Origin of the sequence: Jeotgalibacillus sp. ET6 (assembly GCF_029667115.1) — a bacterium.
In the GTDB taxonomy this organism is placed as follows: Bacteria; Bacillota; Bacilli; order Bacillales; family Jeotgalibacillaceae; genus Jeotgalibacillus.
Window position 1 is genome coordinate 36065 of the sequence record NZ_JARUIU010000002.1, and the last position, 26457, is coordinate 62521.

24 protein-coding genes and 1 riboswitch are annotated in these 26457 nt (G+C 45.7%); of the genes, 22 read left to right on the forward strand and 2 right to left on the reverse strand.

What is annotated here, in order from left to right; translation table 11 throughout:
- Positions 1 to 60 precede the first annotated feature (60 nt).
- Entirely contained in the window at positions 61 to 1032 is a 972-nt protein-coding gene (locus tag P6709_RS05175) for a ring-cleaving dioxygenase (RefSeq protein WP_278239838.1), read from the forward strand.
- A gap of 264 nt (positions 1033 to 1296) precedes the next feature.
- On the opposite strand, the gene P6709_RS05180 is transcribed toward P6709_RS05175, so the two are convergent.
- Positions 1297 to 1881: a hypothetical protein gene (locus P6709_RS05180; protein ID WP_278239839.1), complete on the reverse strand. Its 585-nt coding sequence runs from the start codon at positions 1879 to 1881 to the stop codon at positions 1297 to 1299.
- Positions 1882 to 2212: 331 nt separating this feature from the next.
- A riboswitch (cobalamin riboswitch) is annotated at positions 2213 to 2402 on the forward strand.
- A 208-nt stretch (positions 2403 to 2610) separates the two neighbouring features.
- Here P6709_RS05180 and P6709_RS05185 point away from each other — a divergent pair.
- Genes P6709_RS05185 through P6709_RS05240 form a run of 12 tightly spaced genes read left to right on the forward strand, consistent with a single transcriptional unit; the run spans position 2611 to position 13154 of the window.
- Positions 2611 to 3588, forward strand: coding sequence for an ABC transporter substrate-binding protein (locus P6709_RS05185; RefSeq protein WP_278239840.1), 978 nt, complete (start codon positions 2611 to 2613; stop codon positions 3586 to 3588).
- Positions 3551 to 4606 carry a FecCD family ABC transporter permease gene (locus tag P6709_RS05190; RefSeq protein WP_278239841.1) on the forward strand — a complete coding sequence of 352 codons (1056 nt, stop codon included), beginning with the start codon at positions 3551 to 3553 and terminating at the stop codon, positions 4604 to 4606. The genes P6709_RS05185 and P6709_RS05190 overlap by 38 nt, the downstream gene beginning before the upstream one ends.
- Before the next feature lie 2 nt (positions 4607 to 4608).
- Positions 4609 to 6078, forward strand: a complete 1470-nt coding sequence (locus tag P6709_RS05195) for an adenosylcobinamide amidohydrolase (protein WP_278239842.1) — start codon at positions 4609 to 4611, stop codon at positions 6076 to 6078.
- Positions 6075 to 7040 carry an adenosylcobinamide-phosphate synthase CbiB gene (gene cbiB / locus P6709_RS05200; RefSeq protein ID WP_278239843.1) on the forward strand — a complete coding sequence of 322 codons (966 nt, stop codon included), beginning with the start codon at positions 6075 to 6077 and terminating at the stop codon, positions 7038 to 7040. The genes P6709_RS05195 and cbiB overlap by 4 nt, the downstream gene beginning before the upstream one ends.
- Complete coding sequence (gene cobD, locus P6709_RS05205) at positions 7015 to 8100, forward strand: threonine-phosphate decarboxylase CobD (RefSeq protein ID WP_278239844.1); 1086 nt, start codon at positions 7015 to 7017, stop codon at positions 8098 to 8100. The genes cbiB and cobD overlap by 26 nt, the downstream gene beginning before the upstream one ends.
- Complete coding sequence (locus P6709_RS05210) at positions 8073 to 8633, forward strand: bifunctional adenosylcobinamide kinase/adenosylcobinamide-phosphate guanylyltransferase (protein WP_278239845.1); 561 nt, start codon at positions 8073 to 8075, stop codon at positions 8631 to 8633. Before cobD ends, P6709_RS05210 begins: the two co-directional genes overlap by 28 nt.
- A complete protein-coding gene (locus tag P6709_RS05215) occupies positions 8630 to 10132 on the forward strand; it encodes a cobyric acid synthase (RefSeq protein WP_278239846.1) in 1503 nt (500 codons plus the stop codon). The genes P6709_RS05210 and P6709_RS05215 overlap by 4 nt, the downstream gene beginning before the upstream one ends.
- Positions 10129 to 10923, forward strand: a complete 795-nt coding sequence (locus tag P6709_RS05220; protein WP_278239847.1) for an adenosylcobinamide-GDP ribazoletransferase — start codon at positions 10129 to 10131, stop codon at positions 10921 to 10923. The genes P6709_RS05215 and P6709_RS05220 overlap by 4 nt, the downstream gene beginning before the upstream one ends.
- On the forward strand, positions 10875 to 11510 hold the full coding sequence (locus P6709_RS05225; RefSeq protein WP_278239848.1) for a histidine phosphatase family protein: 636 nt from the start codon (positions 10875 to 10877) through the stop codon (positions 11508 to 11510). Before P6709_RS05220 ends, P6709_RS05225 begins: the two co-directional genes overlap by 49 nt.
- Positions 11462 to 11908 (forward strand): bifunctional adenosylcobinamide kinase/adenosylcobinamide-phosphate guanylyltransferase, encoded by a 447-nt coding sequence (locus P6709_RS05230; protein ID WP_278239849.1) that lies wholly within the window; start codon positions 11462 to 11464, stop codon positions 11906 to 11908. The genes P6709_RS05225 and P6709_RS05230 overlap by 49 nt, the downstream gene beginning before the upstream one ends.
- Positions 11908 to 12498: a cob(I)yrinic acid a,c-diamide adenosyltransferase gene (locus P6709_RS05235; RefSeq protein WP_278240513.1), complete on the forward strand. Its 591-nt coding sequence runs from the start codon at positions 11908 to 11910 to the stop codon at positions 12496 to 12498. Before P6709_RS05230 ends, P6709_RS05235 begins: the two co-directional genes overlap by 1 nt.
- The gene (locus tag P6709_RS05240) at positions 12495 to 13154 is read left to right on the forward strand and encodes an ATP-binding protein (RefSeq protein ID WP_278239850.1); all 660 of its coding nucleotides are present in this window, start codon (positions 12495 to 12497) and stop codon (positions 13152 to 13154) included. Before P6709_RS05235 ends, P6709_RS05240 begins: the two co-directional genes overlap by 4 nt.
- Positions 13155 to 13217: 63 nt before the next feature.
- Here the strand turns inward: P6709_RS05240 and P6709_RS05245 are convergent, their stop codons facing one another.
- A complete protein-coding gene (locus tag P6709_RS05245) occupies positions 13218 to 14411 on the reverse strand; it encodes a phospholipase D-like domain-containing protein (RefSeq protein ID WP_278239851.1) in 1194 nt (397 codons plus the stop codon).
- 261 nt (positions 14412 to 14672) lie between these two features.
- Between P6709_RS05245 and P6709_RS05250 the strand changes: the two genes are divergently transcribed.
- The 9 genes from P6709_RS05250 (at position 14673) to rpoE (ending at position 26277) form a co-directional block, all read left to right on the forward strand.
- Positions 14673 to 16781 (forward strand): (Fe-S)-binding protein, encoded by a 2109-nt coding sequence (locus tag P6709_RS05250; RefSeq protein WP_278239852.1) that lies wholly within the window; start codon positions 14673 to 14675, stop codon positions 16779 to 16781.
- A 182-nt stretch (positions 16782 to 16963) separates the two neighbouring features.
- The gene (locus P6709_RS05255) at positions 16964 to 18157 is read left to right on the forward strand and encodes an acetyl-CoA C-acetyltransferase (RefSeq protein WP_278239853.1); all 1194 of its coding nucleotides are present in this window, start codon (positions 16964 to 16966) and stop codon (positions 18155 to 18157) included.
- On the forward strand, positions 18154 to 19005 hold the full coding sequence (locus P6709_RS05260) for a 3-hydroxybutyryl-CoA dehydrogenase (RefSeq protein WP_278239854.1): 852 nt from the start codon (positions 18154 to 18156) through the stop codon (positions 19003 to 19005). Before P6709_RS05255 ends, P6709_RS05260 begins: the two co-directional genes overlap by 4 nt.
- An 18-nt stretch (positions 19006 to 19023) precedes the next feature.
- Positions 19024 to 20160, forward strand: coding sequence for an acyl-CoA dehydrogenase (locus P6709_RS05265; RefSeq protein WP_278239855.1), 1137 nt, complete (start codon positions 19024 to 19026; stop codon positions 20158 to 20160).
- Between the two features lie 27 nt (positions 20161 to 20187).
- Positions 20188 to 21327, forward strand: a complete 1140-nt coding sequence (locus P6709_RS05270; RefSeq protein ID WP_278239856.1) for an acyl-CoA dehydrogenase — start codon at positions 20188 to 20190, stop codon at positions 21325 to 21327.
- Positions 21328 to 21390: 63 nt separating this feature from the next.
- On the forward strand, positions 21391 to 22038 hold the full coding sequence (locus P6709_RS05275; RefSeq protein ID WP_278239857.1) for a TetR/AcrR family transcriptional regulator: 648 nt from the start codon (positions 21391 to 21393) through the stop codon (positions 22036 to 22038).
- Positions 22039 to 22046: 8 nt separating this feature from the next.
- Complete coding sequence (gene icmF, locus P6709_RS05280; RefSeq protein ID WP_278240514.1) at positions 22047 to 25310, forward strand: fused isobutyryl-CoA mutase/GTPase IcmF; 3264 nt, start codon at positions 22047 to 22049, stop codon at positions 25308 to 25310.
- Positions 25311 to 25414: 104 nt separating this feature from the next.
- Complete coding sequence (locus tag P6709_RS05285; RefSeq protein WP_278239858.1) at positions 25415 to 25588, forward strand: hypothetical protein; 174 nt, start codon at positions 25415 to 25417, stop codon at positions 25586 to 25588.
- Positions 25589 to 25725: 137 nt separating this feature from the next.
- On the forward strand, positions 25726 to 26277 hold the full coding sequence (gene rpoE / locus P6709_RS05290) for a DNA-directed RNA polymerase subunit delta (protein ID WP_278239859.1): 552 nt from the start codon (positions 25726 to 25728) through the stop codon (positions 26275 to 26277).
- The last annotated feature ends 180 nt before the right edge of the window (positions 26278 to 26457 follow it).

The following is a 26457-nucleotide window of genomic DNA, read 5'->3' on the forward strand; positions in this document are numbered from 1 at the left end:
AGCGTATTATAATCAATTTAAACATCTCGAATTCAAGATAATTAAAAAGGAGTGTTATTCATGAATGTAACAGGAATTCACCATGTATCTGCTATAACAGGACAAGCAGAGGAAAATTACGATTTCTTCACACGCGTGCTAGGCATGCGTTTAGTTAAAAGAACAGTAAACCAGGACAGTACATCTTCCTATCATTTGTTTTATGCTGATGCAGTGGGAAGTGCCGGAACAGATATGACGTATTTTGATATCCCGATGGCGGGAAGAACCTATCCGGGAGTATCAAGCATCTCAAACACAGCTTTCCGCGTACCAACAACCGATTCACTTCACTACTGGAAAAAAAGATTTGAAGAGCTTTCTATTAAGCATGAGGATATTCAAAAACGTGCGAATCGCGAATCGCTTTATTTTGAAGACAATGAGGGATCACGTTTGATGCTGGTAGCGGATAACGAAGAAGAAGGGGTAGCTCCGGGAATTCCCTGGACAGGTGCTGGCATCCCTGAAGAGCATGCGATCGTGGGGCTTGGTCCCGTCACATTGACAGTCCGCTATGCAGACCGCACCATTGAAGTGCTCGAAAAAGTGCTTGGCTTTAAAAAGGCAGGCGAATATGCATCAAATGCAGGAGACTTCCCGGCGATTCAGGTGATGTCTGTTGGTGAAGGCGGCACCGGAGCCGAAGTGCATATTGAAGAAAGACCGGACCTTCCGCCAGAGCGTCCAGGAAGAGGAAGTGTTCACCATGTTGCCTTCCGTATCCCAACCTATGAAGAGTATGACAAGTGGGATGACCGTCTGCGCAGCTTCGGTTTGCAGACATCAGGTGAGGTAGACCGTTTTTACTTCCGTTCGATTTATTTCAGAGAAGCTAATGGCATTCTTTTTGAACTCGCTACGGATCAGCCAGGCTTTGCAACAGACGAAGACATGGATCACCTCGGTGAATCGCTGGCGCTGCCGCCATTTTTGGAGCCACGCCGCAAAGAAATCGAAGCATCCCTGCGCCCCCTTGAAATTAAAAAATAAGAATATAGAAAACAACAAAGAGCTTGAGACAAAAATGTCTCAAGCTCTTTGACCGGTTCACTTCGCTTCAGGCGGACGCTTTCCGCAGGGACGGCGCTGAGCCTTTCCAGGGCCTGCCCTGCAAAGTCTCAGCTTGCCGTCATATCCTGCAGGAGTCGCCACCTTCCGCTCCGCTCTCCTTATCCTAATGATAAATATTCTTCATTTTATAAGATTACATGAGGTTTTTCGCATCCCCATCACTCATTCTTAAAACAGTTTAAATTATTTCTCTGCCCAAATGTTTAAATATAAATTTGCAACTGCTACGTCAATGATTCCTTCTTCTTCAAGGATCTCGTCCGGCAGCTCTAAATGAAAGGCGAATTCATCTGTTTCATTGGAAGATAAGCCTGAATAATCAAGTGGACTTAATGTATATGTATTTCCGTTATAGGCTGCTTCTGCTTCCGCTTGAAACGTAGTTTGCCAACCATCCAAAGTATGTTTATGTTCAACGCCTGAGACGATCATGGCGCCGCCTGTACTAAAATCTCCGCTTGATCTAAAAAACAATTCATATTCATTTGGACGAGGTTCGGTTACTTTCGAGACATAAATCTGGTTTTCCCCATCGTCAAAGAGCACTTTTTCCTTATTACTCTCTAAATTAGTTAAATCAATATCGACCGTATATTCCTCTTCAATAGGATGAGCATTAGTATGATAATTTTCCATATTATCCGTAAAGTAATAGATCCCCTGTGTACGAAGATTGTATTGATCCACTCCAAGGGGAATGAAGAAAGCTCCCAGGGCAATAATGCCTGCTGCAATATACAACGTATTCAGATTGAGTAATTTCTTCATACCATTCCTCCATTTTTAAATTTACGCAATGAAAACTCCATGATGCTTCACATTGTCCATGCTAAAAATAGAATTTTCTTCCACTACCAGTCTATTTCCAATTAGGTAGTTCAATAAACCTAAAATTGGAAAGTGATCGAATTAAGGCGTTGAATGAATAGAAAAAGGAGGGGGGGAGACCGTGAAGATGCGGAACTATTAACGGAACTCACCTCTCATTTAAGATAAGAATACGGCTGCGATAGAAGTGACCAGATCTCTTTTCAAGCGCATTTTAAATTAGTGTGCTTCATCTGTCGATATTTGCTATAATGCAGATAGAAAAAACATTTTGATACGGACGGATGCAGGTGCTCTTTTATTTAGGAAAAGAGTTAAAAGGGAAGCTGGTGAAAATCCAGCGCGGTCCCGCCACTGTAAAATGGAGTGAATTGCTGGTCACCACTGTAGCGCTGTGCTATGGGAAGGGGCAATGAACAGAGCCATTGAGCCAGGAAACCTGCCTGCATTCATCACACCAGAGAGCCTACGAGGATAGGCCGGTGTTGCAGGCTTCGTTTTATTGAGCACTTTGCTTAAACGATTCTTTATGCAACCCAGCATCTCCTTCCGGTGAGATGTTTTTTTGTGTTTACGGCAGGCAAAGATTCTGGCGGATCTTCTTTGTTGTACGCCGCTTTTACGATTCGCTGCATGGCAAATAAGAGTTTACTATCAGGGGGAAAAAGCATGAAGAATTGGAAATGGATCAGCAGCTTTATCGTAGCATTAGGTCTTTTAGGAGCCTGTAGTGATGCGGAACCTGCAGCCCAACCAGATGCGGAAAATGAAACGGAACAAACGGAAGAAGCAGCGCCTGAAGGTGAATTTCCTGTCACGGTGACGGATGCCAGAGACCAGGAAGTGACCATTGAGGAGCAGCCTGAAAAAATAGTGTCAATGATTCCAAGCAACACAGAAATTGCGTTTGCACTTGGACTGGACGAAGAAATTGTAGGAGTCTCTGATTATGATAACTACCCTGAAGAAGTACAAGATAGAGAAAAAGTAGGCGGATTGGAATTTAATGTAGAGAAAATTATTTCACTCGAGCCTGACGTGGTTTTAGCGCATGACTCAAATTCGATGCAGGAAGACGGCTTGCAGCAAATTGAAGCAGCCGGAATTCCGGTGGTTGTGATTGAAAACGCCGTTTCATTTGATCAGGTTTATGAAACGATTTCCATGATTGGCGAGATTTCAGGGAAAAATGCTGAAGCAGAGCAAGTTGTAACCGATATGCAGGATGGTTTTGCTGAGATTGAAGAGAAAGCAGCTGAACTTTCAGAAGAAGACCGCAAACAGGTGCTGATTGATGTGTCAGGCCTGCCGGAAGTGTATGTGGCAGGAAGCAATACCTTTATGCAGGAAATGCTTGATTTGATTCAAGCCGAGAATGTAGCAGAGGATCAGGAAGGGTTTGTGCTGTTGTCTGAAGAAGAAATCGTAAGCCGCAATCCGGAGACCGTTGTATTAACATATGGTGAATTCGTAGAAGATCCGATTGCACAATGGACAGGTCATGGAGGCTTCAGTGAAGTGGAGGCAGTCGTAAACGAAGATCTTCATGTGGTTTCATCTGATCCTGTTAATCGCTCAGGTCCAAGATTAGTAGAAGGAGCACAAGAGCTTGCTGAAGCCATCTACCCGGACGTCTTTGGCGAATAAAGTATGGATTGGCTATTCACTTTCATCGATTTTCCTTGTGATCGCTTTTTGTCTAGCGATCACAATAGGATCGGTGCAGGTGCCTTTAAAAGAGATGCTCCAGATATTTTGGGGCTCTCTTTTTGGCACTCAAGGGGAACTGGACCAAACGCTTAAAACCATCGTGGTGGATATTCGTTTTCCCCGGGTAGTGCTGGCAGCGCTGGTAGGGGCATCGCTGGCGATTGCAGGTGCTTCCTTTCAGGGCTTGCTGAAAAATCCTCTGGCAGACCCCTATACACTCGGTGTGTCTTCAGGGGCATCAGTCGGAGCGGTGATGACCATCTTTTTTGGGATTACGCTGCCTGGATTGGGCAGTTTTACGCTACCTGTTGTCAGTATCTTAGCAGCTTTGGCAACCCTCTTTATTGTCTTGGGGTTTGCACGTTTTGTAGAGCGGTCGATGAAAATGGAAACCATCATTTTAACGGGCATCATATTCAGTTCTTTTCTGGGTTCGATTTTATCTTTAATGATTGCGTTGACGGGAGAAGAGCTCAGGCAGATTATTAACTGGCTGCTTGGGAGCGTGTCCATGCGCGGCTGGGAATATATCCGGCTGATTGCGCCATTTTTCATAATCGGGTCTTTCTTGTTGATGTGGAATGCACGTGAACTGAATGCCATGGCATTTGGCGAAGAGCGTGCACAGCATCTTGGTGTGAATGTCCGTTTGAGAAAATATGTCGTACTGGCATCCGGTTCTTTGCTGACTGGAGCGGCTGTAGCGGTATCAGGCACCATCGGTTTTGTTGGCCTGGTTGTGCCTCATATAGTCCGAATGGCGTGGGGGGCCGACCATCGGCATGTTCTACCCCTTTCTGTGATAAATGGGGCAACTCTGCTGATTATTTGTGACTTAGCAGCGAGAACCATTATTTCCCCGACAGAGCTGCCGATCGGTGTGATTACGGCATTAATTGGCGCACCTGTATTCGGACTGATTTTAATTAAAAAGCGACGGGAAAGTAGAGGGTAGCTATGCTGAATGTACGAGATGCAAGCGGTGGATACGGTGAACGGACAGTAGTGAAAAAGGTGTCTTTTGAAGTAGAACAGCAGGAGATTCTCGGGATATTGGGTCCGAATGGAAGCGGGAAAACAACGCTGATGAAAATGATCAGCGGAATCCTGCCGTTAAAGGAAGGCGCCATTACGTTCAGGGGAAAAGAGCTGAGTGCCTACTCGTCTAAGCAGCTGGCAAAAGAAATTGCTGTCCTGCCGCAGCTTCACAGTCATGCATTTGATTACACTGTAAGAGAGACGGTGTCGATGGGCAGATATCCGCACCAAAAAGGAATGTTCGCGCCGTGGACTAAAAAAGACGAAGCGGCGGTAGGGGATGCCATGAAGCAGACTGGTGTGAGCGAATTTGAGCACCAGTCGATTCAGGACCTCTCAGGCGGGGAGCGTCAGCGTGTGTTTTTAGCGCAGGCATTGGCGCAGGAACCGAAGCTGCTCCTGCTCGATGAACCGACCAACCATCTTGATCTTTCCTATCAGAAACAGCTGCTTGATTTACTAAAGGAATGGACCGCCACGCATGAATTGACAGTCGTCTCGATTTTTCACGATTTAAATATTGCGTCCTTATATTGCGACCGTCTGCTGCTGCTGCATTACGGGGAAACCGTCCGCCTTTCTTCACCAGGCGACGTCCTGAAAAAAGACATTGTTGAAAAGGTGTATCAGGCGCGGGTAGAGACACAGGTTCATCCCGAGCTGCCAAAGCCTCAGATTACGCTTTTGCCGGAGCATGGACAGGAAAGCAGTTCAATGATCCAAGAAGACCTTTTTCAGGTGAGCAGCCAGCACGTACTTTTAACTGCCCCTCAGTCCTTAAAAACACTTTCTTCTGCTGTCATTGGAGCAGGACTTGGCTGGCACCGTCATTTTGTTAACCGGCATGTGCCGATGGATTATGAGTGTGCAGACAGCTATGAGGATATGTGCCGATATGCGGATGAAAATGGTTGGAATGCTGCAAGCACAGTTGGAATGATGACCGCCGTTATGGTCGAAGATGTTGTAATCAAAGAGTTTAAACAGGAAGAACTCTCGATCGTTGTGGCCGTTACAGCAGGAGTGGGAAATGCAGTGGATGTAGCGCTGGCCCACCAGCGGGATGAAAAACAGACAGTCGGCACGATAAACAGCTGGATTTTTGTCAATGGAAAGCTGTCAGACGAGGCATTTATTCAGGCGATGATGACGGCTACAGAAGCCAAAGTAAAAGCGCTGCAGCAGCTGAACGTCAAAGATCCTGTAACACAAACTTTAGCGACAGGCACCTCAACCGACAGTCTATTGGTAGCCGCCACTCAAAAAGGGGCATATGTTCAGTACGCAGGACCTGTTACAGCCCTCGGCAAGATGATCGGAAGAGGAATCGTTGAGTGCACCGTTGAAGCTATTGAAGTCTACAGAAAACGAAAGAACGGCAGTAAATGATCCTCGCGCATTTAGCTGCCATGACCCTTGCACTTGCGGCAGATCGGATAATTGGAGATCCGCCTTCCTGGCCGCATCCTGTCAGATGGATCGGGTCATTTATTTTATTCATAGAACGAAAATGGAATAAGGGGAAGTACAGAAAAACAAAAGGCGTGATTCATCTTGCTTTCGCTCTCCTTCTGGTTTTATTTTTCACAGGAGGATTAACCTGGACTGCGTACCGGATCCACTGGGCGGCAGGCTTTTTTAGTGAAGTGGTTCTGATCACCTCTGCACTTGCAGCCAAAAGCTTAAAGGAAGCAGCGCTTGAAGTGGCAGAGCCATTAGAACAAGGGAACCTGCAAGAGGCGAGAAAAAAGCTTTCCTGGATCGTCGGAAGAGATACAGACGAGCTCAAGGAAAGGGAGATTGTTAGAGGAACGGTGGAAACGGTGGCCGAAAATACCAGCGACGGAATCACTGCTCCGCTTTTCTGGGCTTTTCTTGGAGGGGCGCCTGGCATTTGGCTTTACAAAGCGATTAACACAGGTGATTCAATCGTGGGGTATCGAATTGAGCGATTTCACGACTATGGCTGGGCCTGGGCAAAGATGGACGATGCAGTAAATTGGGTGCCCGCGAGAATAACGGGCTGGGTGATGCTTTTAACCATGAAAAATTCAGTGTACTCTCTTAAAGCCTTATTCAAAAGGCTGCCTAAAGAAGCAAAAAAGCACCCAAGTCCAAACAGCGGCTGGGGTGAAGCAGCGGTTGCGCTGCTGCTGAATATAAAGCTCGGAGGCATGAATTCCTATCAGGGAATTCCCTCCAATAGGCCGCTTATCGGCTTTGGAACAGACAAATTAACCGTTTATCATATTCATCAATCGCTTCTTATCATGAATCGGACGATTATCTTGTTTTTACTCATTTGCTGGTTAGGGGGAATCGTATATGTCATTGCCGTCCCATGGGGCTAATCCTCAGACGCTTTATGAGAAAATGAATGTATCCATGCCATCATCGATTATTGATTTAAGTGAGAACTCCAATCCGCTGGGACCGCCCTCAATCATCAAAGATCGTTGGGCTGAGTGGTTTCAGGCGATCTCCTCTTATCCGGACCCAGAAGGAAAGACGTTGAAACAGGTCATCGCATCGTTTCATCACGTACAGGAAAACCAGGTGCTGATTGGAAACGGGGCAGCAGAATTAATGATGGTCGCTGCGAAGCTTTGGCAGCACAAAACGATCGGTGTCATCCATCCCGCATTCAGCGAATATGAACGAGTCATTCTGGCAAACGGCGCGAAGCTGCAACGATTTTATACAGATGAGCGCTCCAATTGGCAGGTTGATTCATTCCAAATTGAAGCATTTTTATCCAAAGGTCATTCTCTTTTTATCTGCAATCCGGTCAATCCAACGGGCATGGTCTATCAAGTTGAACTTCTGGAAAAATGGCTGAAGCTGGCAGAACATTCGAATGGGATGATCCTGCTGGACGAAGCGTTTATTGATATGCTGGGGGAAGAACACTCTATGAGTGATTGGACCGGCAGCCCGAATCTGCTGATTTTCAGATCCATGACAAAAATGTTCAGTCTGGCGGGACTTCGGCTGGGGTATTTGCTAGGCAATAAAGACGTGCTTAATGAAATTTCTGCGCTTTTGCCGCACTGGAATGTGAATGCGCTGGCACAGCTGGCAGGACAAGCGGTTTTACAGGATTCTGCCTTTCAGCAAAAGACCCGATCTTACATAAAAGCAGAGCGTCAGCGGATCTTTAATTTTTTAAAAAATGCAGGGTTCCGCACCTCTGAAAGTAAAGCCAACTATTATTTATTGCAGCCGCCTGACCCTGGAAAAACAGCCCAATTATTTAAGTGGCTCTTAGGTAAAGGGATTGTGCTTCGCCACACCGAAAATTACATCGGGTTGGATGGACGCTGGCTCAGAGCAGGAATTAAATCACAAAAGGAAAATGATCAGTTAATGCAGGCGGTGAAAAAATGGAAGCTGGAAGAATCATCACGGTAATCGGCGGCGTCAGAAGCGGCAAAACAACCTGGGCAGAGAAGGCAGCGATTCGCAGGGCAAGGGAAAAAAACCGAAGGCTCGTTTATCTTGCATCCGGTGTTGGAGTTGATGCCGAAATGAAGAACCGGATCGAGCGGCATCAGCGCGACCGTTCAAAGGATCACTGGATCACGATCGAGCAGCCGGTTAACCTGACAGAGGCGATCGATGCCATTCACACCAATGATGTAGTGGTCTGGGACTGCCTCACAACCTGGCTGACGAACGAATTAATCAGGCATGAGAACAAGAGCCGGCTGTTTTCCGTAATGGATGAATGGACAGAATGGGCTGCTTGTGTAAAACAGAAGGTGGACACTCTGTTTATCGTCTCGAATGAAGTATTGATGGAACCTGTTTTTACTGAAGGTCTCACAGCTGTTTACCAGAAGAAAATAGGAGAGCTTCATCAGGCGGCAGTCAGCATTTCAGATATTGCCATTGAAATGGAAGCGGGACTTCCGCTGATCCGGAAGGGAGAGTGGAAGGATTGAAAGGAATCATGCTTCAGGGTACGTCATCAGATGTCGGGAAAAGCCTGATCGCTGCTTTGTTTTGCCGGCTGCTTGTTCAAGACGGGATAAAAACCGTTCCGTTTAAGTCGCAAAACATGTCGAATAACTCCTATGTCACAGCGGACGGACTTGAAATAGGCAGGGCACAAGGTGTTCAAGCTGAAGCAGCGAGAGTGGAGGCTTCCGTTTGGATGAATCCAATTTTGCTGAAACCGCAAAATGACCGTGACGCAGAAGTGGTCTTATTTGGGAAGCGAGTTGATTCATTCAGCGGCATGGCTTATCGCAGCGATTTTTACAAAACAGCAAAGAAAGCAATTGAAACCTCTTTAAACACTCTTGAAGAATCCTTTGAAGCCATCGTAATAGAAGGGGCCGGAAGTCCGGTTGAAATGAATCTGCTCGACCGGGAGCTGGTTAATATGACGGTTGCTGAAATGGCGGATGTGCCGGTTCTGCTCGTGTCAGATATTGAAAGAGGAGGGGTTTTCGCCAGTATTTCAGGCACACTTTCCTTGCTTCCTGAAAAAGACCGAAGCAGAGTGAAAGGAATCATCATTAATAAGTTCCGCGGTGATAAAGCGTTATTTGATGATGGGGTAAAGTGGATTGAAGAGCATACCGGTCTGCCGGTGGTGGGGGTGCTGCCAAAGCTTTCTCATCACGGCATTGAACAGGAGGATTCTCTTGGCGTCAAAGCACTGAAAGCAGGGCGGGGTGATCCGTCCAAAGCGCTTAAAATTGCAGTGATTAACCTTCCTTACATTTCAAACTTCACGGATATAGAAGTGCTGGTGGACGAAGAGGATGTTTCACTTCAATGGGTAAGGCGTCCTGAGGAGTTGACCGCACAGCCCGATCTTCTGATTATACCCGGGACAAAAAGTGTGATTCACTCTTTGAAGCAGCTGAAACAAAACGGCTGGCAGAAAGCGTTGAAGCAGCTTCATAAAGATGGCGTCTGGATAATGGGGATATGCGGGGGCTTTCAGCTGATGGGCAAAGAACTGATCGATCCGCATGGCGTGGACTCAGGAATCGCTCATTCACGGGAAAACGCCTTTAACCTGATTCCAACCAAAACGATTTTTGAACAAAATAAGACCGTCATTCGCCGAATAGGCGTGATCCTTCCTTTAGAAAAGCAGCCGGTTGTAAGGGTGAGCGGCTATGAAATTCATTTAGGCAAAACATTAATGGATCCTTCCTTTTCTTCTCGAGCACTGATCGTCTTTGAAAATGGAGAAAAAGATGGAATCTGGGCACCGGAGCACAGAGTCATCGGCACCTATCTTCACGATATTTTTCGCGAAAAAGAAGCAAGAAACTATTTATTAAATGAAATCAGAGTATCAAAAGGGTTAAACAGTTCTATGGGAGAGGATCCCAAAGAAGATGTGTATGATGATCTGGTGGAAAAGCTGAAGCCGCATCTTGATTGGGAGAAAATCAGAGAAATTATGGGGCTGCCATTATGAAGAATGCTTTTAAAGGATTGATGCTGGCCTTTCAGTTTTTCACTGTTGTGCCCATTACCAAAGAAATAGAACTCAGTCGCCGAACGGTTCCGTGGATGATTGGCATGCTGCCGACTGTCGGACTTGTGATTGGGTGGACGATAGCTGGAACGGCCGAAGCTGCTGAATCTATATTTTCTATGAGTCCGCTTATGAAAGCACTTCTTGTCTGGGTGCTATTTATTAGCTGGTCGGGCGGGCTGCATCTGGATGGCTGGACAGACGCAAGCGATGCTTATTTTTCCTACAGCAGCCCTGAAAAACGAGTAGAAATTTTAAAGGATCCGCATGTTGGGGCGTTTGGTGTGCTGTCTTTAGTGGTGTTGCTTGCGGCGAAAGGTGTGCTGTTTGTAGATCTCTTTAGTCAGTTTGAAGAATCTATGATCTGGCTGATTTGGATCCCTATCTTATCAAGAGTGATGATGGCGGTGCTTTTAACTGCCGCTCCACTCGCCAAAGAAGAGGGGATCGCTTATTATCTGAGGCAGTCACTTTACCCCAAACACATGAAGATTCCGCTTATCACGGGGGCTGTAGCCTTACTACTCCCTGCGCTGGCATTTGGCATGATGGACGGGAAGCTGTTAATCCTTTTGATGGCCGGTTTTCTGGTCTTTTCGGTGATCCTTTGGCATTTTGCAGTTAAACAATTTGGCGGAATTAACGGTGACCTGCTTGGTGCCGGATTAGAAGGAGGAGAATTATGGAGTATACTGCTGGTGTGGAGCTATCTCTCTATCGTCACGGGGTAACAAAAGAAAATCTTGAAAAAGTTTATATTGGCTGGACAGATGTTGAAGTAGCTGAAGAAGGGGTCGATCTTCTCAAGCGTACAAAGAGGTTCCGTCCCGAAGCTGACCGGATCATCTCAAGCGACCTGAAACGCTGTATTCAATCTGCAGACTTTCTGTTTCCTGATGATAAAAAGATTTACCATAAAGGACTGCGAGAAATTAATTTTGGCAGCTGGGAAGGCAAAAAAGCAGATGAATTATCTAAAAGAGAGGATTTTTCAATGTGGCTGGAAAATCCCCAGGAAATGCGGCCGGAAAACGGAGAATCATTTGCTGAATTTTCCGAACGTATAGAAGCTGCATGGGAAATGATCCGTGAATGGAGTTATCAGGACGGCATTGAAAAAATAGCGATTGTCTCACACGGCGGCCCGATTCGGCAGCTGCTCACGGTGCTTGCTCCTGAGAAAAAATCCTTCTGGGATTGGAAGCCGCTGCATGGGCAGGGACTGACACTCTACTGGGCTGATCGCGAAGCCTTTAGGAGGGGTGAGAGATGCACTTCATTATCGGCGGTGCCTATCACGGAAAAAAGCAGTGGGTAAAAGATGAGCTAAACAGGACAAAAAAGTCCGTTGAAAAAGTGATAGATTGGTCACCTGAGAAGTCATTAGAGGGACTGCAGCAGGACGTTTTAGTGTGGTACTCGATGGAAAACTGGGTGCTGCATCAATGCCATGGACCATTACAGGATGATGAGATTGTGGAAGCTTTTAAGAACTGGATTGATCAATTGGATCTGTGGGAAAAGAAGAAGCAAACGAGAAGTGTCATGCTTGTGGGAACCGATCAGTCAAAAGGAATCGTGCCATTGGATCAGACCATGAGAAGGGCGCGGGATCTTTCAGGCTGGTGCTTTCAACACAGCGCACAAATATCCTCCCGTGTGACACGAGTCTGGTATGGTATTGGAGAAGAGCTAAAACAGGAGGAGGAAGAATGATGAAAATTTACACACGCACAGGAGACAAAGGCCAGACAAGTCTGATTGGCGGAAGAGTAGACAAGGATGATATCCGTGTTGAAGCCTATGGCACGATTGACGAGGTCAACAGCTTTGTAGGGAAAGCAGTAGCAGAACTCGACAAAACAAAGTTCAAGGATATTGTGGAAGACCTCGAAGCGATTCAGCATGAACTATTTGATGCGGGGGGAGACCTGGCGAATGTTTCTTCGAAAAAGGAATGGAAGCTGGATGCCAAAGCAATTGATCAGCTCGAGCTTCGCATTGACCAGTTAATGGACGAATCTCCTGAGCTTGAGCGATTTGTGCTTCCAGGAGGAACAGCCGCTTCTGCCTCTTTGCATATTGCGCGCACGATTACGAGAAGAGCAGAAAGACTTACAGTAGGCCTTGCAAAAGTCGATCCAGAGCTTCCAGCCGGACCGCAGCAGTACTTGAACCGTCTTTCTGACTACTTTTTTGCCTGTGCTCGTGCAGTTAATGCCAGAGACGGTGTAGCAGATGTGGAATATATCCGGAGTGCAAAGGTTTTTCGCACCGGTAAACGCGCTCCTAAAGAAGAGCAATGAAACCGTCTATGACGGGAAGGAATGCAGCGCAATGGAACGCAGGAAAAAATGACTGGGTGGTCACCACAGACAACAGCGGCGGCATCGGCGAAAAGGAGCTGGACGAAGTCCAGGCTCCTTACGAGACCGTCGCGTACTTTTCGTTTCGCACAGCCGTCCTGGATGCTCTTTCTGCCGGTGCACTGCCTAAAATCGTTCTTTTACATAATTTCTGCGGCAATGAAGCGTGGGAGTATCTTTATAAAGGCATATCCAATGGACTTCAGGAAATAGGACTGAGCGGTGTTGAAGTGTCCGGCAGCACAGAATCAAATTTCAATATGCTGCAGTCAGCGGTTTCTATTACCGTTATCGGTGAGCGGTTTCGCTATTTCGAGCCATCTCAAGATCTGGAGTGGACATTAGAAGGAGAGCCGCTTGTTGGCAAAGAGGTTTTGATGTTTCCTGAAAAGATTGCTTCGCTGTCAAGGGCCGCAGAAATAGCAAAAGACCCCAAAACAGCTGTTCTATGGCCGGTGGGGTCAAAGGGAATTGCGGTTGAATGGGAAAGCATGCACAATCAATACGGGTGGCAGAAAACTGACCTGCCCTTCAAGCCCGATCCGGATAAATCAGCCGGGCCGGCAACATGCTTTATCGCAGGAAAACGAAAATAATAAGCTTTTTCTTTTTCAAAGTGCAACAGGCAAAACCGGTCACCTTCTAAAAAAGCGGGAAGGCTACAGCAGATGGGAGAAAGAGCGTGCAACGAGTTCCATTGCAGTGCCCCCAATCCCCTGTGGCTTTAGCATATCCTTTGAAACGCGCACCGAATGCTGCAGATCTTTTTGAATACTCTGCTGAACCTGAAGAAGTATTTTTTTGTCTGTTGTCAGCACATTTAATTCATCGTTAATTAAAATACTTCTGCGATCAAAATTGGTCGTTCCCACATCACAGAGTTTCTCATCAATCAGCAGCACTTTTGCATGGTAAAAGCCATGCTCAAATTGATAAACATGCGCACCAAGATTAATTAATTCTCTCAGGAAATGAAAGGATGCAGGCTGAACGAGTGCATGGTCCGGTGTACCAGGCACAAGAATGGTGACAGCAATATTGTCAGCCAGCTTGTTTTTTAAGCAGGAAAACAGCTTTTCAGTTGGAATAAAGTAAGGCGTGCCAATGAAAATTGATTTTTCTGCCAGATCAAAAAGGTCGAGCATAAAGGCTTCCATATTTACAGGCTCTGACGGAACGATCTGGTAAGAAGAAGAGCTTTTAGCCTTATGGGAAACTGCCTCAACATGATGCTGCGTTTTTTTAAACTCCCTTTGCCAATCAATCTGAAACTCAGAAAGCAAATCTTCTACACCTGAGCCTGTTATGCGGAGATGATAATCACGCCAGGGAGAAAGAACAGGATCCAGATTCACATACTCCCTCCCTATATTAAAGCCTCCAACATGCGCGAGCTCGCCATCAATTATGACAATTTTTCTGTGGTTTCTTCGCTGCAAAGAAAAAAAGGAACCCTTAAAAATAAGAGGGCGGCTAAAGGCTATATGGATACCTGCTTCCTTCAAAGGCTTTATCCACTTTTTCATGTTTTTACTGCCGAGCGCATCACATAAAATTCGAACCTCAACCCCATCTTTTACACGACCTTCTAAAAGAGAAAAAAGCCGCCTTCCCACCTCATCAGGCTCTATAATATAAAATAAAAGACAAATTGAACGCTTGGCTTCCATGATGTCAAGCTCAAGCGACTTCATCCATGCAACTCCGTCATCAAAAAAATTTATTTCACCTTTTCTCCAAGGATAGACAGAGGATCTGCGCTTACGCTTGAGGGAATGCATCCCTATAAGCCAATCCAGCCTCAGCCAGCCAATTATTATAAAAATAATAGCAAATACTTTTAACACCCTCATTGGACTACCTCCTGTTCCTCTTTTTTAGCATGCCCATTCTTTTAAAAAATAGCTCTTAAGCAGAAGATTACAAAAGAATCCAGCCCATATAAGCCGGAACAAAGGGAAAAGAAGTCTGAAACACGTCTGTGAGCGAGATGAAATGAAGAAGAGGCTAGAAGAAAATCATCGAAAAAGCATTGACTGAATGCTCATTCATTATATAATAGATATAGACAGAATCTTTTTAATTTAGCAGCAAAGGGGAGGAGTGCATCAATTATGGGGAATATATTGCTTATTATCAATTGGATTGCGTTTATTCTTGTAACCGCTTACGCAATTTATTTGTTTGGCTATTTAGTGAAAACACGGTATGAATTCATTAAGCTCGGGAAGAAAACTGAGTTTGATAATAATGTCAAAGTGCGAATGAAAAAGTTTATTGTGCAGGTATTTGGCCAGAAAAAGCTGCTCAAAGACAAAAAGAGCGGCATCATACATGTCATGTTCTTTTATGGATTTTTGCTGGTGCAGGTTGGTGCGATAGATTTTATTTATAAAGGTCTTGTTCCGGGAGCGCATCTGCCGCTCGGTATTTTTTATCCTGGCTTTACGTTTTTCCAGGAACTCGTCACTCTCATGATTCTGGTGGCAGTAGGCTGGGCGTTTTACCGGAGATATATGGAGAAGCTTGTCCGTCTGAAAAGGGGATTTAAATCAGGCCTTGTGCTGATTTTTATTGGCGGATTAATGCTGTCTGTTTTAATTGGAAATGGTGCAGGACTGGTTTGGCTGAATCATGATCTGACGTGGACGGAGCCGGTTGCTTCCCTCATCGCAGGTGCTACAGGCTGGCTTGGTGAAGGCTTTGCTGTTGTGCTGTTTTATGTTGCATGGTGGGCGCATCTTTTATTCCTGCTTGGGTTTTTAGTGTATGTTCCACAATCTAAGCATGCTCACTTAATTGCCGGTCCCGCTAATGTGTATTTTAACCGCATTGACAATCCGGGCAAACTGAACAAAATTGATTTTGAAGATGAAACGCAGGAAACATACGGAGTTGGGAAGGTTCAGGACTTTACGCAGCTTCAGCTGATTGATATGTATGCGTGTGTGGAATGCGGACGCTGTACAAATATGTGTCCTGCCACCGGAACAGGCAAAATGCTGTCGCCGATGGATTTGATCACAAAAATTCGCGACAATCTTACTTTTACAGGTGCAGCGATTACTTCTCAATCTCCATGGGTGCCGGTGCCTGCTTTTGCCAATACAAAAGGCAATCAGGTGGCAGCTGCCGCTGAGAGCGGGGGTCAGGAAGCAGCCTTTGATATGTATCACCCAAGCCTGATCGGCGACGTGATTACGGAGGAAGAAATCTGGGCATGTACGACCTGCCGCAATTGCGAGGACCAGTGCCCGGTGATGAATGAGCATGTTGATAAGATTATCGACCTGCGCCGCTACCTTGTGTTAACAGAAGGAAAAATGGACCCGGATGCACAAAGAGCCATACAAAACATTGAGCGTCAGGGCAATCCATGGGGACTGAACCGGAAAGAGCGTGAAAACTGGCGCGAAGCCCGTGAAGACGTGATCGTTCCGACGATTAAAGAAATGAAAAAAGCCGACGAAGACTTTGAGTACTTGTTCTGGGTCGGATCAATGGGCTCATTTGACAACCGCAGCCAGAAAATCGCACTTTCGTTTGCAAAGCTGCTAAACGAGGCAGGCGTAAAATTTGCGATTCTTGGAAACAAGGAAAAGAACTCCGGAGATACGCCAAGAAGACTTGGAAATGAGTTTTTATTTCAGGAACTTGCGACTGCGAATATTGCCGAGTTTGAAAAAAATGAAATTACAAAGATCATTACCATTGACCCGCATGCGTACAATGTATTTAAAAATGAGTATCCGGACTTTGGCTTAAAAGCAGAAGTCTACCATCACACTGAGATTCTCGCTCAGCTTGTGAAAGACGGCCGACTGAAGCCGGTTCATGCAGTAAATGAAAAAATAACGTTCCATGATTCCTGTTATCTTGGAAGATACAATGAAGTGTACGATCCGCCGCGGGAGATTTTAAAAGCCATCCCGGGAGTCACACTGATCGAAATGAAACGAAACCGGGAAAACGGCATGTGCTGTGGTGCCGGTGGAGGATTAATGTGGATGGAGGAAGATAAAGGGCACCGTGTAAATGTCGCCCGTACTGAACAGGCGCTTGAAGTGGAGCCGTCAGTCATTTCCTCAGGCTGTCCATACTGTCTGACGATGCTGTCGGATGGAACAAAAGCAAAAGAAGTAGAAGAAGAGGTCGGCACGTACGACGTTGCGGAACTCCTTGAAAGAAGCATTATAGGCACAGGGGTAGAAGACATTGCCTAATCATAGAGGTTAAGCGGAAATTCGCTTAACCTGCTTGTTTTTAAATGATGTAATCGCTTACAATTAAAACATAAGCAAAACATTTCTTATAACTGAGGGACGCAGGGTGTCCCTTTTTCTTTTGAACGGGTTATGAGCGAACGCTCAGTCAATCTAATTTATAAACAGGGAGGAAACGAACAATGGGGAAAACGGTAATTCTTGATGGGGCACGAACTCCTTTTGGAAAGTTTGGCGGTGGTCTGGCTTCATTTTCTGCATCAGATTTAGGGGGCTTTGCCATTAAAGAAGCTTTGGAGCGTGCAAAAGTGGAGCCTTCAGAAGTCGATGAAGTGATTATGGGCACTGTTCTTCAGGGAGGGCAGGGGCAGATTCCTTCCAGACAGGCAGCTCAAAAAGCAGGTATACCGTGGGAAGTGAAAACCGAAACCATTAACAAAGTATGTGCTTCTGGCATGCGGAGCGTCACATTAGGCGACCAGCTGATTCGTCTAGGGGACGAATCGTTAATCGTGGCAGGCGGAATGGAATCGATGACGAATGCTCCCTACTTTATGGATAAAGCAAGAAGCGGATTCAGAATGGGAGATGCGGCGGTAAAAGACATGATGGTGCACGACGGATTAACCTGTTCATTTAATCATGTTCATATGGGGAACTACGGAAATTCAACAGCTGCTGAATTTGATCTGACGAGAGAGCAGCAGGACGAATGGGCGCTGCGAAGCCACCAGCGGGCTGGTAAAGCAATTGAGAAAGGGATTTTTGCTGAAGAAATTGTAGCGCTTGAAGTGCCGCAGCGCAAAAAAGAACCTGTAACCATCGCAAACGATGAGTCGCCAAGGCTCGATACTTCCCTGGAAAAACTCTCAGGTCTCCGTCCGGCATTTGATAAAGACGGTTCCATCACAGCAGGCAATGCGCCGGGAATTAACGATGGTGCTTGTGCAATGGTTTTAATGAGTGAAGAGCGTGCAAAGAAAGAAAACAAATCGATTCTTGCGACGATTTTAGGTCATGCAGAGGTTGCAGTTGAAGCGAAGGATTTTCCTCAAACACCGGGTCTTGTCATTAATAAACTGCTTGAAAAAACAGGACGCAGCCTGGACGAAGTGAAGCTGATTGAAATTAATGAAGCTTTTTCAGCTGTCGCATTAGCCAGCGCGAAAATCGCTAATCTCGATCCTGAAAAAGTAAATGTAAACGGGGGAGCAGTCGCACTTGGCCATCCGATTGGAGCAAGCGGTGCCCGCGTGATCCTGACACTTGCATATGAACTGAAAAGAAGAGGCGGCGGACTCGGCATTGCTTCAATTTGCAGCGGAGGCGGCCAGGGAGATGCTGTTCTGATTGAAGTGAAGGGAGAGATTGGATGACCATCAAAAAAGTAATGGTTATTGGTGCAGGGCAGATGGGCGGAGGGATTGCCCAGGTCTGTGCCCAGGCGGGATATGAAGTAACGTTAAATGACATTAAAGACGATTTTTTAGAGCGCGGCATTGCTGGAATCGAAAAGAATCTTTCCCGCTCCGTAGAAAAGGGCCGCATGACAGAGGAAGAAAAAAATGACTGTCTGGCAAGAATCAGCCGATCCACTGATATTCAGGATGCTTCCCATGCGGATATCATTATTGAAGCGGCTGTGGAAAATATGACAGTAAAAACAGAGATCTTTAAGAAGCTCGATCAGGCTGCACCGGCTCACGCAATCCTTGCGACAAATACGTCATCTCTCCCGATTACAGAGATAGCTGCCGCAACGAAGCGTCCTGAAAAGGTTATTGGCATGCATTTTATGAACCCGGTGCCGGTTATGAAACTCGTAGAAATTATCCGGGGCCTCGCCACTACAGATGAAGTCTATCTTGCGGTTGAAGAAATGACGAGAACATTAAATAAAGCACCCGTTGAAGTCAATGATTTCCCTGGATTTGTGTCGAACCGCATTTTGATGCCCATGATCAATGAAGCGATCTATACCCTCTTTGAAGGTGTTGCGACAAAAGAAGCGATAGATGACGTCATGAAAATGGGGATGAATCATCCTATGGGTCCGCTGCAATTAGCAGATTTCATCGGTCTTGATACATGCTTATACATTATGGAAATCCTGCACGAAGGATTTGGCGACAGCAAATACCGTCCCTGTCCATTACTTAGAAAATATGTAAAAGCCGGCTGGCTGGGCAAGAAAACAGGCCGCGGCTTTTATGTGTACGACTAACATCAGGGGGGACCGGGGATGGAACTGCGATTTACGGAAGAACAAAAAATGATGAGAAAAATGGTCCGCGACTTTGCTCGAGAAGAAATCACGCCCTTTATAGAACGAATGGAAAAAGGGGAATTTCCCCGTGATATCGTAAAGAAAATGGGGCAGCTGGGCTTAATGGGCATCTCCGTTCCGGAAAAATATGGCGGATCCCAAATGGATTTTATTTCTTATATTATTGCCGTCCATGAACTATCTAAAGTAAGTGCGGTGGTAGGGGTGATCCTTTCTGTCCACACATCTGTAGGCACAAATCCGATTCTGTATTACGGCAATGAAGAACAGAAGCAAAAGTATGTGCCAAAGCTTGCGTCAGGAGAGCATCTGGGAGCCTTTTGTTTAACAGAACCCGGTGCAGGCTCTGATGCAGCCAGCTTGAAGACCAAAGCGGTGAAAAAAGAAGATCACTATGTAGTGAACGGATCAAAGATTTTCATAACAAATGGCGGGGAAGCAGATACGTATATTGTCTTTGCGATTACGGATCCTGCTGCAGGAACAAAAGGAATTTCTGCTTTTATCGTAGAAAAAGAGACGCCTGGCTTTATTGTCGGAAAAGACGAAGAAAAAATGGGGCTGCATGGCTCACGTACTGTTCAGCTAACCTTTGAAGATATGAAGGTGCCGGTTGAGAATTTGCTGGGCAAAGAGGGAGAAGGCTTTAAGATTGCTCTTGGAAACCTAGATACAGGAAGAATCGGCATTGCAGCCAAATCGCTGGGCATTGCAGAAGCTGCCTATGAAGCGGCGTGTGCTTATGCAAAAGAACGTGTGCAATTCGGCAAGCCAATCGCACAGCAGCAGGGCATCGGATTTAAGCTTGCGGATATGGCGACAGCCTCAGAAGCAGCAAGGCTGTTAGTTTATCAGGCGGCTTCACTTAGAGCACAGGATAAGCCGTGCGGAAAAGAGGCATCCATTGCCAAGCTGTTTGCATCGACCACCGCCATGAACAATGCGATCGAAGCGGTTCAGGTATTCGGAGGAAATGGCTACACAGAAGATTATCCTGTTGAGCGCTATTTCAGAGATGCGAAAATCAGTGAAATTTATGAAGGAACAAGTGAAATTCAGCGCATCGTCATCAGCAAACATGTCACAAAATAATTTACGAGATTGCTAGGAGGAAAAACCATGAACTTTACATTATCAGAAGAACACAAAATGATCCGGAAAATGGTCCGTGATTTTGCTGAAAAAGAAGTGGCGCCAACAGCTGCCGAGCGGGATGAAGAAGAGCGCTTTGACCGCGGCATCTTCGATAAGATGGCGGAGCTTGGCCTGACAGGCATTCCATGGCCGGAAGAATACGGCGGAATCGGCAGTGACTATTTAGCGTATGTCATTGCAGTTGAAGAGCTTTCGCGTGTGTGTGCATCAACAGGTGTGACGCTGTCTGCGCATCTTTCTCTTGCCAGCTGGCCGATCTTTAAATTTGGAACAGAGGAACAAAAAAAGCATTACCTTTCTGCATTAGCTCAGGGTGAAATGCTTGGCGCGTACGGATTATCTGAGCCGGGAGCGGGGTCGGACGTTTCATCGATGAAAACAAAAGCGGTGAAAGACGGGGATCATTATGTATTAAATGGTTCTAAGGTTTGGATTACGAACGGCGGAGTGGCCGATCTATATATTATTTTTGCTGTTACAGACGCCTCTCAGGGAACCCGAGGCATGAGCGCATTTATTGTGGAAGCAAGCTATGAGGGTTTTTCAGTCGGTAAAAAAGAGAAAAAGCTGGGCATTCGCTCTTCTCCGACCACCGAGCTGATTTTTGACAATGTAAAAGTTCCCGCTGCAAACCTTCTTGGAAAAGAGGGAGAAGGCTTCAAAATCGCGATGATGACACTTGACGGCGGACGGAATGGAATCGCAGCACAGGCTGTAGGAATTGCACAGGGGGCAATGGATGCAGCCATCGACTACGCAAAAGGCCGTGAGCAATTCGGAAAATCGATTCTTGCAAACCAGGGTATTTCCTTTAAGATCGCTGATATGGCAACAGGAATTGAAGCCTCCCGCCTGTTAACCTATCAGGCAGCCTGGCTTGAGTCAGAAGGACTGCCTTACGGAAAAGAATCCGCCATGTCAAAGCTGTTCGCAGGAGACACCGCTATGAAAGTAACAGTAGAAGCTGTTCAAGTATTCGGCGGCTATGGCTATACGAAGGATTATCCGGTTGAACGCTTTATGCGTGATGCGAAAATTACACAAATCTATGAGGGTACACAAGAGATCCAGCGTCTTGTAATCGGACGGACTGTGACGAAGTAAGGGATTGCCCTAAAAGTCAATAGAGGGAAGAAAATCAATTCAGCTGGAAAGGCGGGGGTGCGCTTGGAGAAACGGCGTGAAGTACAGTCGTCGGTTAAAGATGAACGGCTCGTGGAAATGCGCCGCGATCAGATGATCAAAGGAGCGGTGGCGCTTTTTAAGCAAAAAGGATTTCATCGGACGACGACAAGGGAAATCGCCCGTGAATCCGGCTTCAGCATCGGAACGCTGTATGAATACATTCGGGCTAAAGAAGATGTGCTGTACCTGGTTTGTGACCGGATCTATGATGAGGTCCGGGCGCAGCTTCATGGGATGGACCTGAATGCAGGGACCATTTCCAATTTATCACTCGGCATCGCGCACTATTTTAAAGTCGTGGATGAAATGCAGGATGAAGTACTTGTGATGTATCAGGAAGCAAAATCGCTTTCTAAAGATGCACTGCCTTACGTACTGAAAAAAGAGCTTGAAATGGTCAAAATGTTTGAAACGTTAATACAAAAATGTGTTGAGCAGGGTGAGCTTGAAATGGAAGAAAAGCAAGTGCATCTTCTGGCTCAAAACATCTTTGTTCAGGGGCAGATGTGGGGCTTTCGAAGATGGGCGCTGCATCATGCCTACACGATTGATGAATATATCCAGCGTCAAACAGAGCTTCTGCTGTCGGGCATCACCGGCTACCAGGCAGGAGTAAAAAAGGGGGAGTAAGCATGGCGATGATAGAACCTGTTATTTATAAACCGGTTCATCCGGTCCGTTTTGTAACCGCTTCAAGCTTATTTGATGGTCATGACGCGTCGATTAATATTATGCGCAGAATTTTACAGTCAAGCGGAGCAGAAGTCATTCATCTTGGCCACAACCGGTCGGTGGAGGAAGTGGTAAATGCAGCGATTCAGGAAGACGTGCAGGGGATTGCGATTTCTTCCTATCAGGGAGGACATGTGGAGTATTTTAAATATATGTTCGACCTGCTTAAAGAGCGTGGAGCGCCTCATATCCGGCTTTATGGCGGTGGCGGCGGAGTCATTATCCCGCGTGAAATAAAAGAACTTCATGATTACGGCATTGCCCGTATTTTTTCCCCGGAGGACGGCAGACAGCACGGGTTACAGGGCATGATTAATCAAATGCTTGAGGAATGTGATTTTTCTACTGTCAGTGCAGACATGACAGATCAGCTGGAGGGGTTGAAAACAGGGAAGCCTCCTATCGTGTCTAAATTTATTTCCCTTGCTGAATACCGCATGCAGCAGACAGAGCAGAAGGAACAATGGCAATCGATTATAAATGAAGTAAAAACGATTGAACAGCAAGCGCCTGTAATCGGAATTACGGGGACTGGCGGAGCGGGGAAAAGCTCGTTGACGGACGAACTCATTCGCCGTTTTATCAATGAGATTCCCGACAAAAAAGTAGCGATTTTATCCATTGACCCGACCAAGCAAAAAACCGGCGGGGCGCTTCTTGGGGACCGGATTCGCATGAATGCCATTTTCTCAGACCGCGTTTTTATGAGAAGTCTTGCGACGCGCGGATCAAAAAGTGAGCTCTCACTCGCAATACGTGACGCTATATCCGTGGTAAAAGCAGCTAAATTTGATTTAATTATTGTGGAAACGAGCGGGATCGGACAGGGTGATGCGGAAATTGCAGAGATAGCAGATGTCTCCATGTATGTGATGACGAGTGAATTCGGAGCGCCATCGCAGCTTGAGAAAATCGATATGATTGACTATGCTGACCTGATTGTCATCAATAAATTTGAGCGCAAGGGATCTGAGGACGCGAGACGTCAGGTGCAAAAGCAATACCAGAGAAGCCATATGCTGTTCGATCGCGACTTAGATGACATGCCTGTGTATGGAACGATCGCCTCCCAATTTAACGATGCAGGAACAAACGCTCTCTTTGCTGCACTTATGAACACTATAAGCGAAAAAACTTCAAGCAGCTGGACTACTGCTTTTTCAACCAAAGCTGAGGTTGAAAAACAAAATGTCATCATTCCAAATGACCGTCGATACTATTTGCGGGAAATTGCTGAAACCGTTCGGCGCTATCATCAAACCGCTGAGAATCAGGTAAAGCTCGCACGCCGTTTTTTCCAGCTTGAAGGCGCCATCGCTGCCCTAAAAGAAGGAGGCGGAGCAGAAGAAGCTCTTCAGCCGCTTGAATCACTCAGAAAAACTGCATGGGATCAGCTTTCCGAGTCTTCTAAAAAAATACTTGAAAGCTGGCAGGAACAAAAAGAATTATACGGAAAAGATCAATTCACCACCACAATCCGCGGCAGGGAAATCATAACGGAACTGACGACAAAAAGCTTATCCGGTCTATCAATTCCGAAAGTTTCACTTCCTAAATACGAGGATTATGGTGAAATTTTAAAATGGGTCTACAAAGAAAACGTACCAGGTTCTTTTCCTTACACAGCAGGCGTCTTTCCATTTAAACGAAAAGGGGAGGATCCGAAACGTCAGTTTGCCGGGGAAGGAACGCCTGAGCGAACGAATCGCCGCTTTCATTATTTGTCAAAAGACGATGACGCAAAAAGACTGAGTACAGCATTTGACTCTGTTACCCTTTACGGTGAAGATCCGGATCACCGCCCTGATATTTACGGGAAAGTCGGGGAATCCGGCGTCAGTATTTGCACACTTGACGACATGAAAAAGTTATACGCGGGCTTTGACCTCTGTGCACCAAGCACATCCGTGTCCATGACCATTAATGGTCCGGCTCCGATCATCCTGGCTATGTTTATGAATGCTGCGATTGATCAGCAGGTCAGGAAAAAAGAAGAGGAATTGGATCGAACGTTAACCATGGAGGAATTCACCACGGTTCGGGAAGAAACGCTTCAGGTTGTGCGGGGAACAGTTCAGGCGGATATTTTAAAAGAAGATCAGGGGCAGAACACCTGTATCTTTTCAACTGAATTCGCGCTAAGAATGATGGGAGACATTCAGCAGTATTTTATTGATTATAAAGTACGCAACTACTATTCAGTCTCCATATCCGGCTATCATATCGCAGAAGCCGGTGCGAATCCTGTTTCACAGCTGGCTTTCACTCTTGCCAATGGCTTCACATATGTAGAATATTACTTAAGCCGTGGAATGGACATTGATGCATTCGCCCCTAACCTTTCCTTCTTTTTCTCTAATGGACTTGACCCGGAATATACGGTGATTGGAAGAGTCGCCCGCCGAATCTGGTCGACTGTCATGAGAGACAAATACGGAGCAAACGAACGCAGCCAGAAACTCAAGTATCATATTCAAACATCCGGCCGCTCGCTGCATGCACAGGAAATAGATTTTAATGATATCCGCACTACGCTGCAGGCGTTAATGGCGTTGCAGGATAATTGCAATTCCCTTCATACAAATGCATACGATGAAGCCATTACAACCCCGACAGAAGAATCAGTGCGGCGCGCAATGGCCATTCAAATGATTATTACAAAAGAACATGGCTTAAGCAAAAATGAAAATCCTCTTCAGGGATCGTTTATTATGGAAGAACTGACGGACTTAGTTGAGGAAATGGTGCTCCAGGAATTTGAACGGATCAATGACCGTGGAGGAGTGCTTGGTGCCATGGAAACACAGTATCAGCGCGGAAAGATCCAGGAAGAGTCTATGTTTTACGAAATGAAAAAGCATACAGGAGAGCTGCCGATTGTAGGCGTGAATACGTACTTAAACCCTACTCCCCCTTCTGAAGAGGAAATGGACAGTATGGAGCTTGCCCGTGCGACCCAAGAAGAAAAAGAAAGCCAGATCACGAACTTAAGAACGTTTCAGGGTGCCCATGATAAAGAAACGGCAGAAGCATTGGAGAAACTGAAAGAAACCGCGGTTGCCGGAGGAAATCTTTTTGCTGAACTGATGGAGACGGTGAAAGTAGCAAGCCTTGGCCAAATTACGCATGCTCTTTATGAAGTAGGCGGCCAATACCGTCGAAATATGTAAAATCTTCGTAAATTGCCTGACGAAAGGTGAAATCCTGCGTCAGGTGTTTTTATTTCGGTTATAATAAAGGGAATCTAACCCCAGCCGAAAAGGAAGTGGCCCTGATGGCGAAAACACTTATGTACTATGGAACATTAATCCTCATGATCGTCATCACCTTTACACTTTACAGTCGGATGCTTGGCGCAATTCCTCTGTTGATTTTATCTTTTGCACTTTATTACATGGCATACTTAGAAATGAAAAAAGATAAATATCGAAAATCGTCGAGCGACTAATTGATAATTTAAAAGGGTAGGTATGGCATTTTAGCTGATACTTTGGTTATAATGGGTAATATGCTTTCAATGAGGAAAAAAGGCTTTATTGATAAAGGAAGTATACGCGCATATTTGATAAAAAGGAGTTGCAGGGAATGGAACTTAAAAGTCTTACAAAAGAAGAAGTCCGCGAATATTCTTTTATAGAAGTTTCTCATTACCTATTAGTCGACCGTCATGCGACGATGTCGTTTAAGGAAATGTTAAATGAGTGGAAGAAGCTTCTCGGCTTAACTGATAAAGATGTAAAATCACACATGGTTCAATTTTACACGGACCTCAACATGGACGGCCGTTTTATTTCAATCGGTGAGGACCAGTGGGGGCTTCGTACGTGGTATCCGCTTGATCAGGTTGAGGATGAGCATGTAACAAGTGAAATTCAGACGAAGAAAAAATTAAAATCCAAGTCTAAAAAGAAAAAACTTGCAGAAGAAGATCTTGATTACGATGATCTTGATGACGAAGAAGAAGATCTTGTATACGATGAGCTCGATGACGATCTTGAAGACGTCGACGACATCGATGAAGAAGATGAAGACGAAGACTTCGATGAAGAACTGATCGAGGATGACGATTTTGATCTTGATGAAGATGATGAGGACGAAGAAGACGAAGAAGACGATTTGGACGAAGAAAACAAATAACATCTTTTATGGCAGAAGTGCGGACGTGCTCTTCTGCTTTTTTTAGTATAGATGAAAATTTCCACTTTATCCGCCTGTTTTCGACAAGGTCCTTATTTTTATCCTTGACTATTTTTCGAATGATGGTAGTATTTTATTTGGGCTCCTTGAAAAAGGAACAATCGCAGATATTCGCGCTCC

Excerpts from the sequence above, each read along its gene's own strand:
- P6709_RS05175 (WP_278239838.1), top strand. The coding sequence starts at position 61 with ATGAATGTAACAGGAATTCACCATGTATCTGCTATAACAGGACAAGCA.
- P6709_RS05180 (WP_278239839.1), bottom strand. The coding sequence starts at position 1,881 with ATGAAGAAATTACTCAATCTGAATACGTTGTATATTGCAGCAGGCATT.
- P6709_RS05185 (WP_278239840.1), top strand. The coding sequence starts at position 2,611 with ATGAAGAATTGGAAATGGATCAGCAGCTTTATCGTAGCATTAGGTCTT.
- P6709_RS05195 (WP_278239842.1), top strand. The coding sequence starts at position 4,609 with ATGCTGAATGTACGAGATGCAAGCGGTGGATACGGTGAACGGACAGTA.
- cbiB (WP_278239843.1), top strand. The coding sequence starts at position 6,075 with ATGATCCTCGCGCATTTAGCTGCCATGACCCTTGCACTTGCGGCAGAT.
- cobD (WP_278239844.1), top strand. The coding sequence starts at position 7,015 with ATGTCATTGCCGTCCCATGGGGCTAATCCTCAGACGCTTTATGAGAAA.
- P6709_RS05210 (WP_278239845.1), top strand. The coding sequence starts at position 8,073 with ATGGAAGCTGGAAGAATCATCACGGTAATCGGCGGCGTCAGAAGCGGC.
- P6709_RS05220 (WP_278239847.1), top strand. The coding sequence starts at position 10,129 with ATGAAGAATGCTTTTAAAGGATTGATGCTGGCCTTTCAGTTTTTCACT.
- P6709_RS05225 (WP_278239848.1), top strand. The coding sequence starts at position 10,875 with ATGGAGTATACTGCTGGTGTGGAGCTATCTCTCTATCGTCACGGGGTA.
- P6709_RS05230 (WP_278239849.1), top strand. The coding sequence starts at position 11,462 with ATGCACTTCATTATCGGCGGTGCCTATCACGGAAAAAAGCAGTGGGTA.
- P6709_RS05235 (WP_278240513.1), top strand. The coding sequence starts at position 11,908 with ATGAAAATTTACACACGCACAGGAGACAAAGGCCAGACAAGTCTGATT.
- P6709_RS05240 (WP_278239850.1), top strand. The coding sequence starts at position 12,495 with ATGAAACCGTCTATGACGGGAAGGAATGCAGCGCAATGGAACGCAGGA.
- P6709_RS05245 (WP_278239851.1), bottom strand. The coding sequence starts at position 14,411 with ATGAGGGTGTTAAAAGTATTTGCTATTATTTTTATAATAATTGGCTGG.
- P6709_RS05250 (WP_278239852.1), top strand. The coding sequence starts at position 14,673 with ATGGGGAATATATTGCTTATTATCAATTGGATTGCGTTTATTCTTGTA.
- P6709_RS05255 (WP_278239853.1), top strand. The coding sequence starts at position 16,964 with ATGGGGAAAACGGTAATTCTTGATGGGGCACGAACTCCTTTTGGAAAG.
- P6709_RS05260 (WP_278239854.1), top strand. The coding sequence starts at position 18,154 with ATGACCATCAAAAAAGTAATGGTTATTGGTGCAGGGCAGATGGGCGGA.
- P6709_RS05265 (WP_278239855.1), top strand. The coding sequence starts at position 19,024 with ATGGAACTGCGATTTACGGAAGAACAAAAAATGATGAGAAAAATGGTC.
- P6709_RS05270 (WP_278239856.1), top strand. The coding sequence starts at position 20,188 with ATGAACTTTACATTATCAGAAGAACACAAAATGATCCGGAAAATGGTC.
- icmF (WP_278240514.1), top strand. The coding sequence starts at position 22,047 with ATGATAGAACCTGTTATTTATAAACCGGTTCATCCGGTCCGTTTTGTA.
- P6709_RS05285 (WP_278239858.1), top strand. The coding sequence starts at position 25,415 with ATGGCGAAAACACTTATGTACTATGGAACATTAATCCTCATGATCGTC.
- rpoE (WP_278239859.1), top strand. The coding sequence starts at position 25,726 with ATGGAACTTAAAAGTCTTACAAAAGAAGAAGTCCGCGAATATTCTTTT.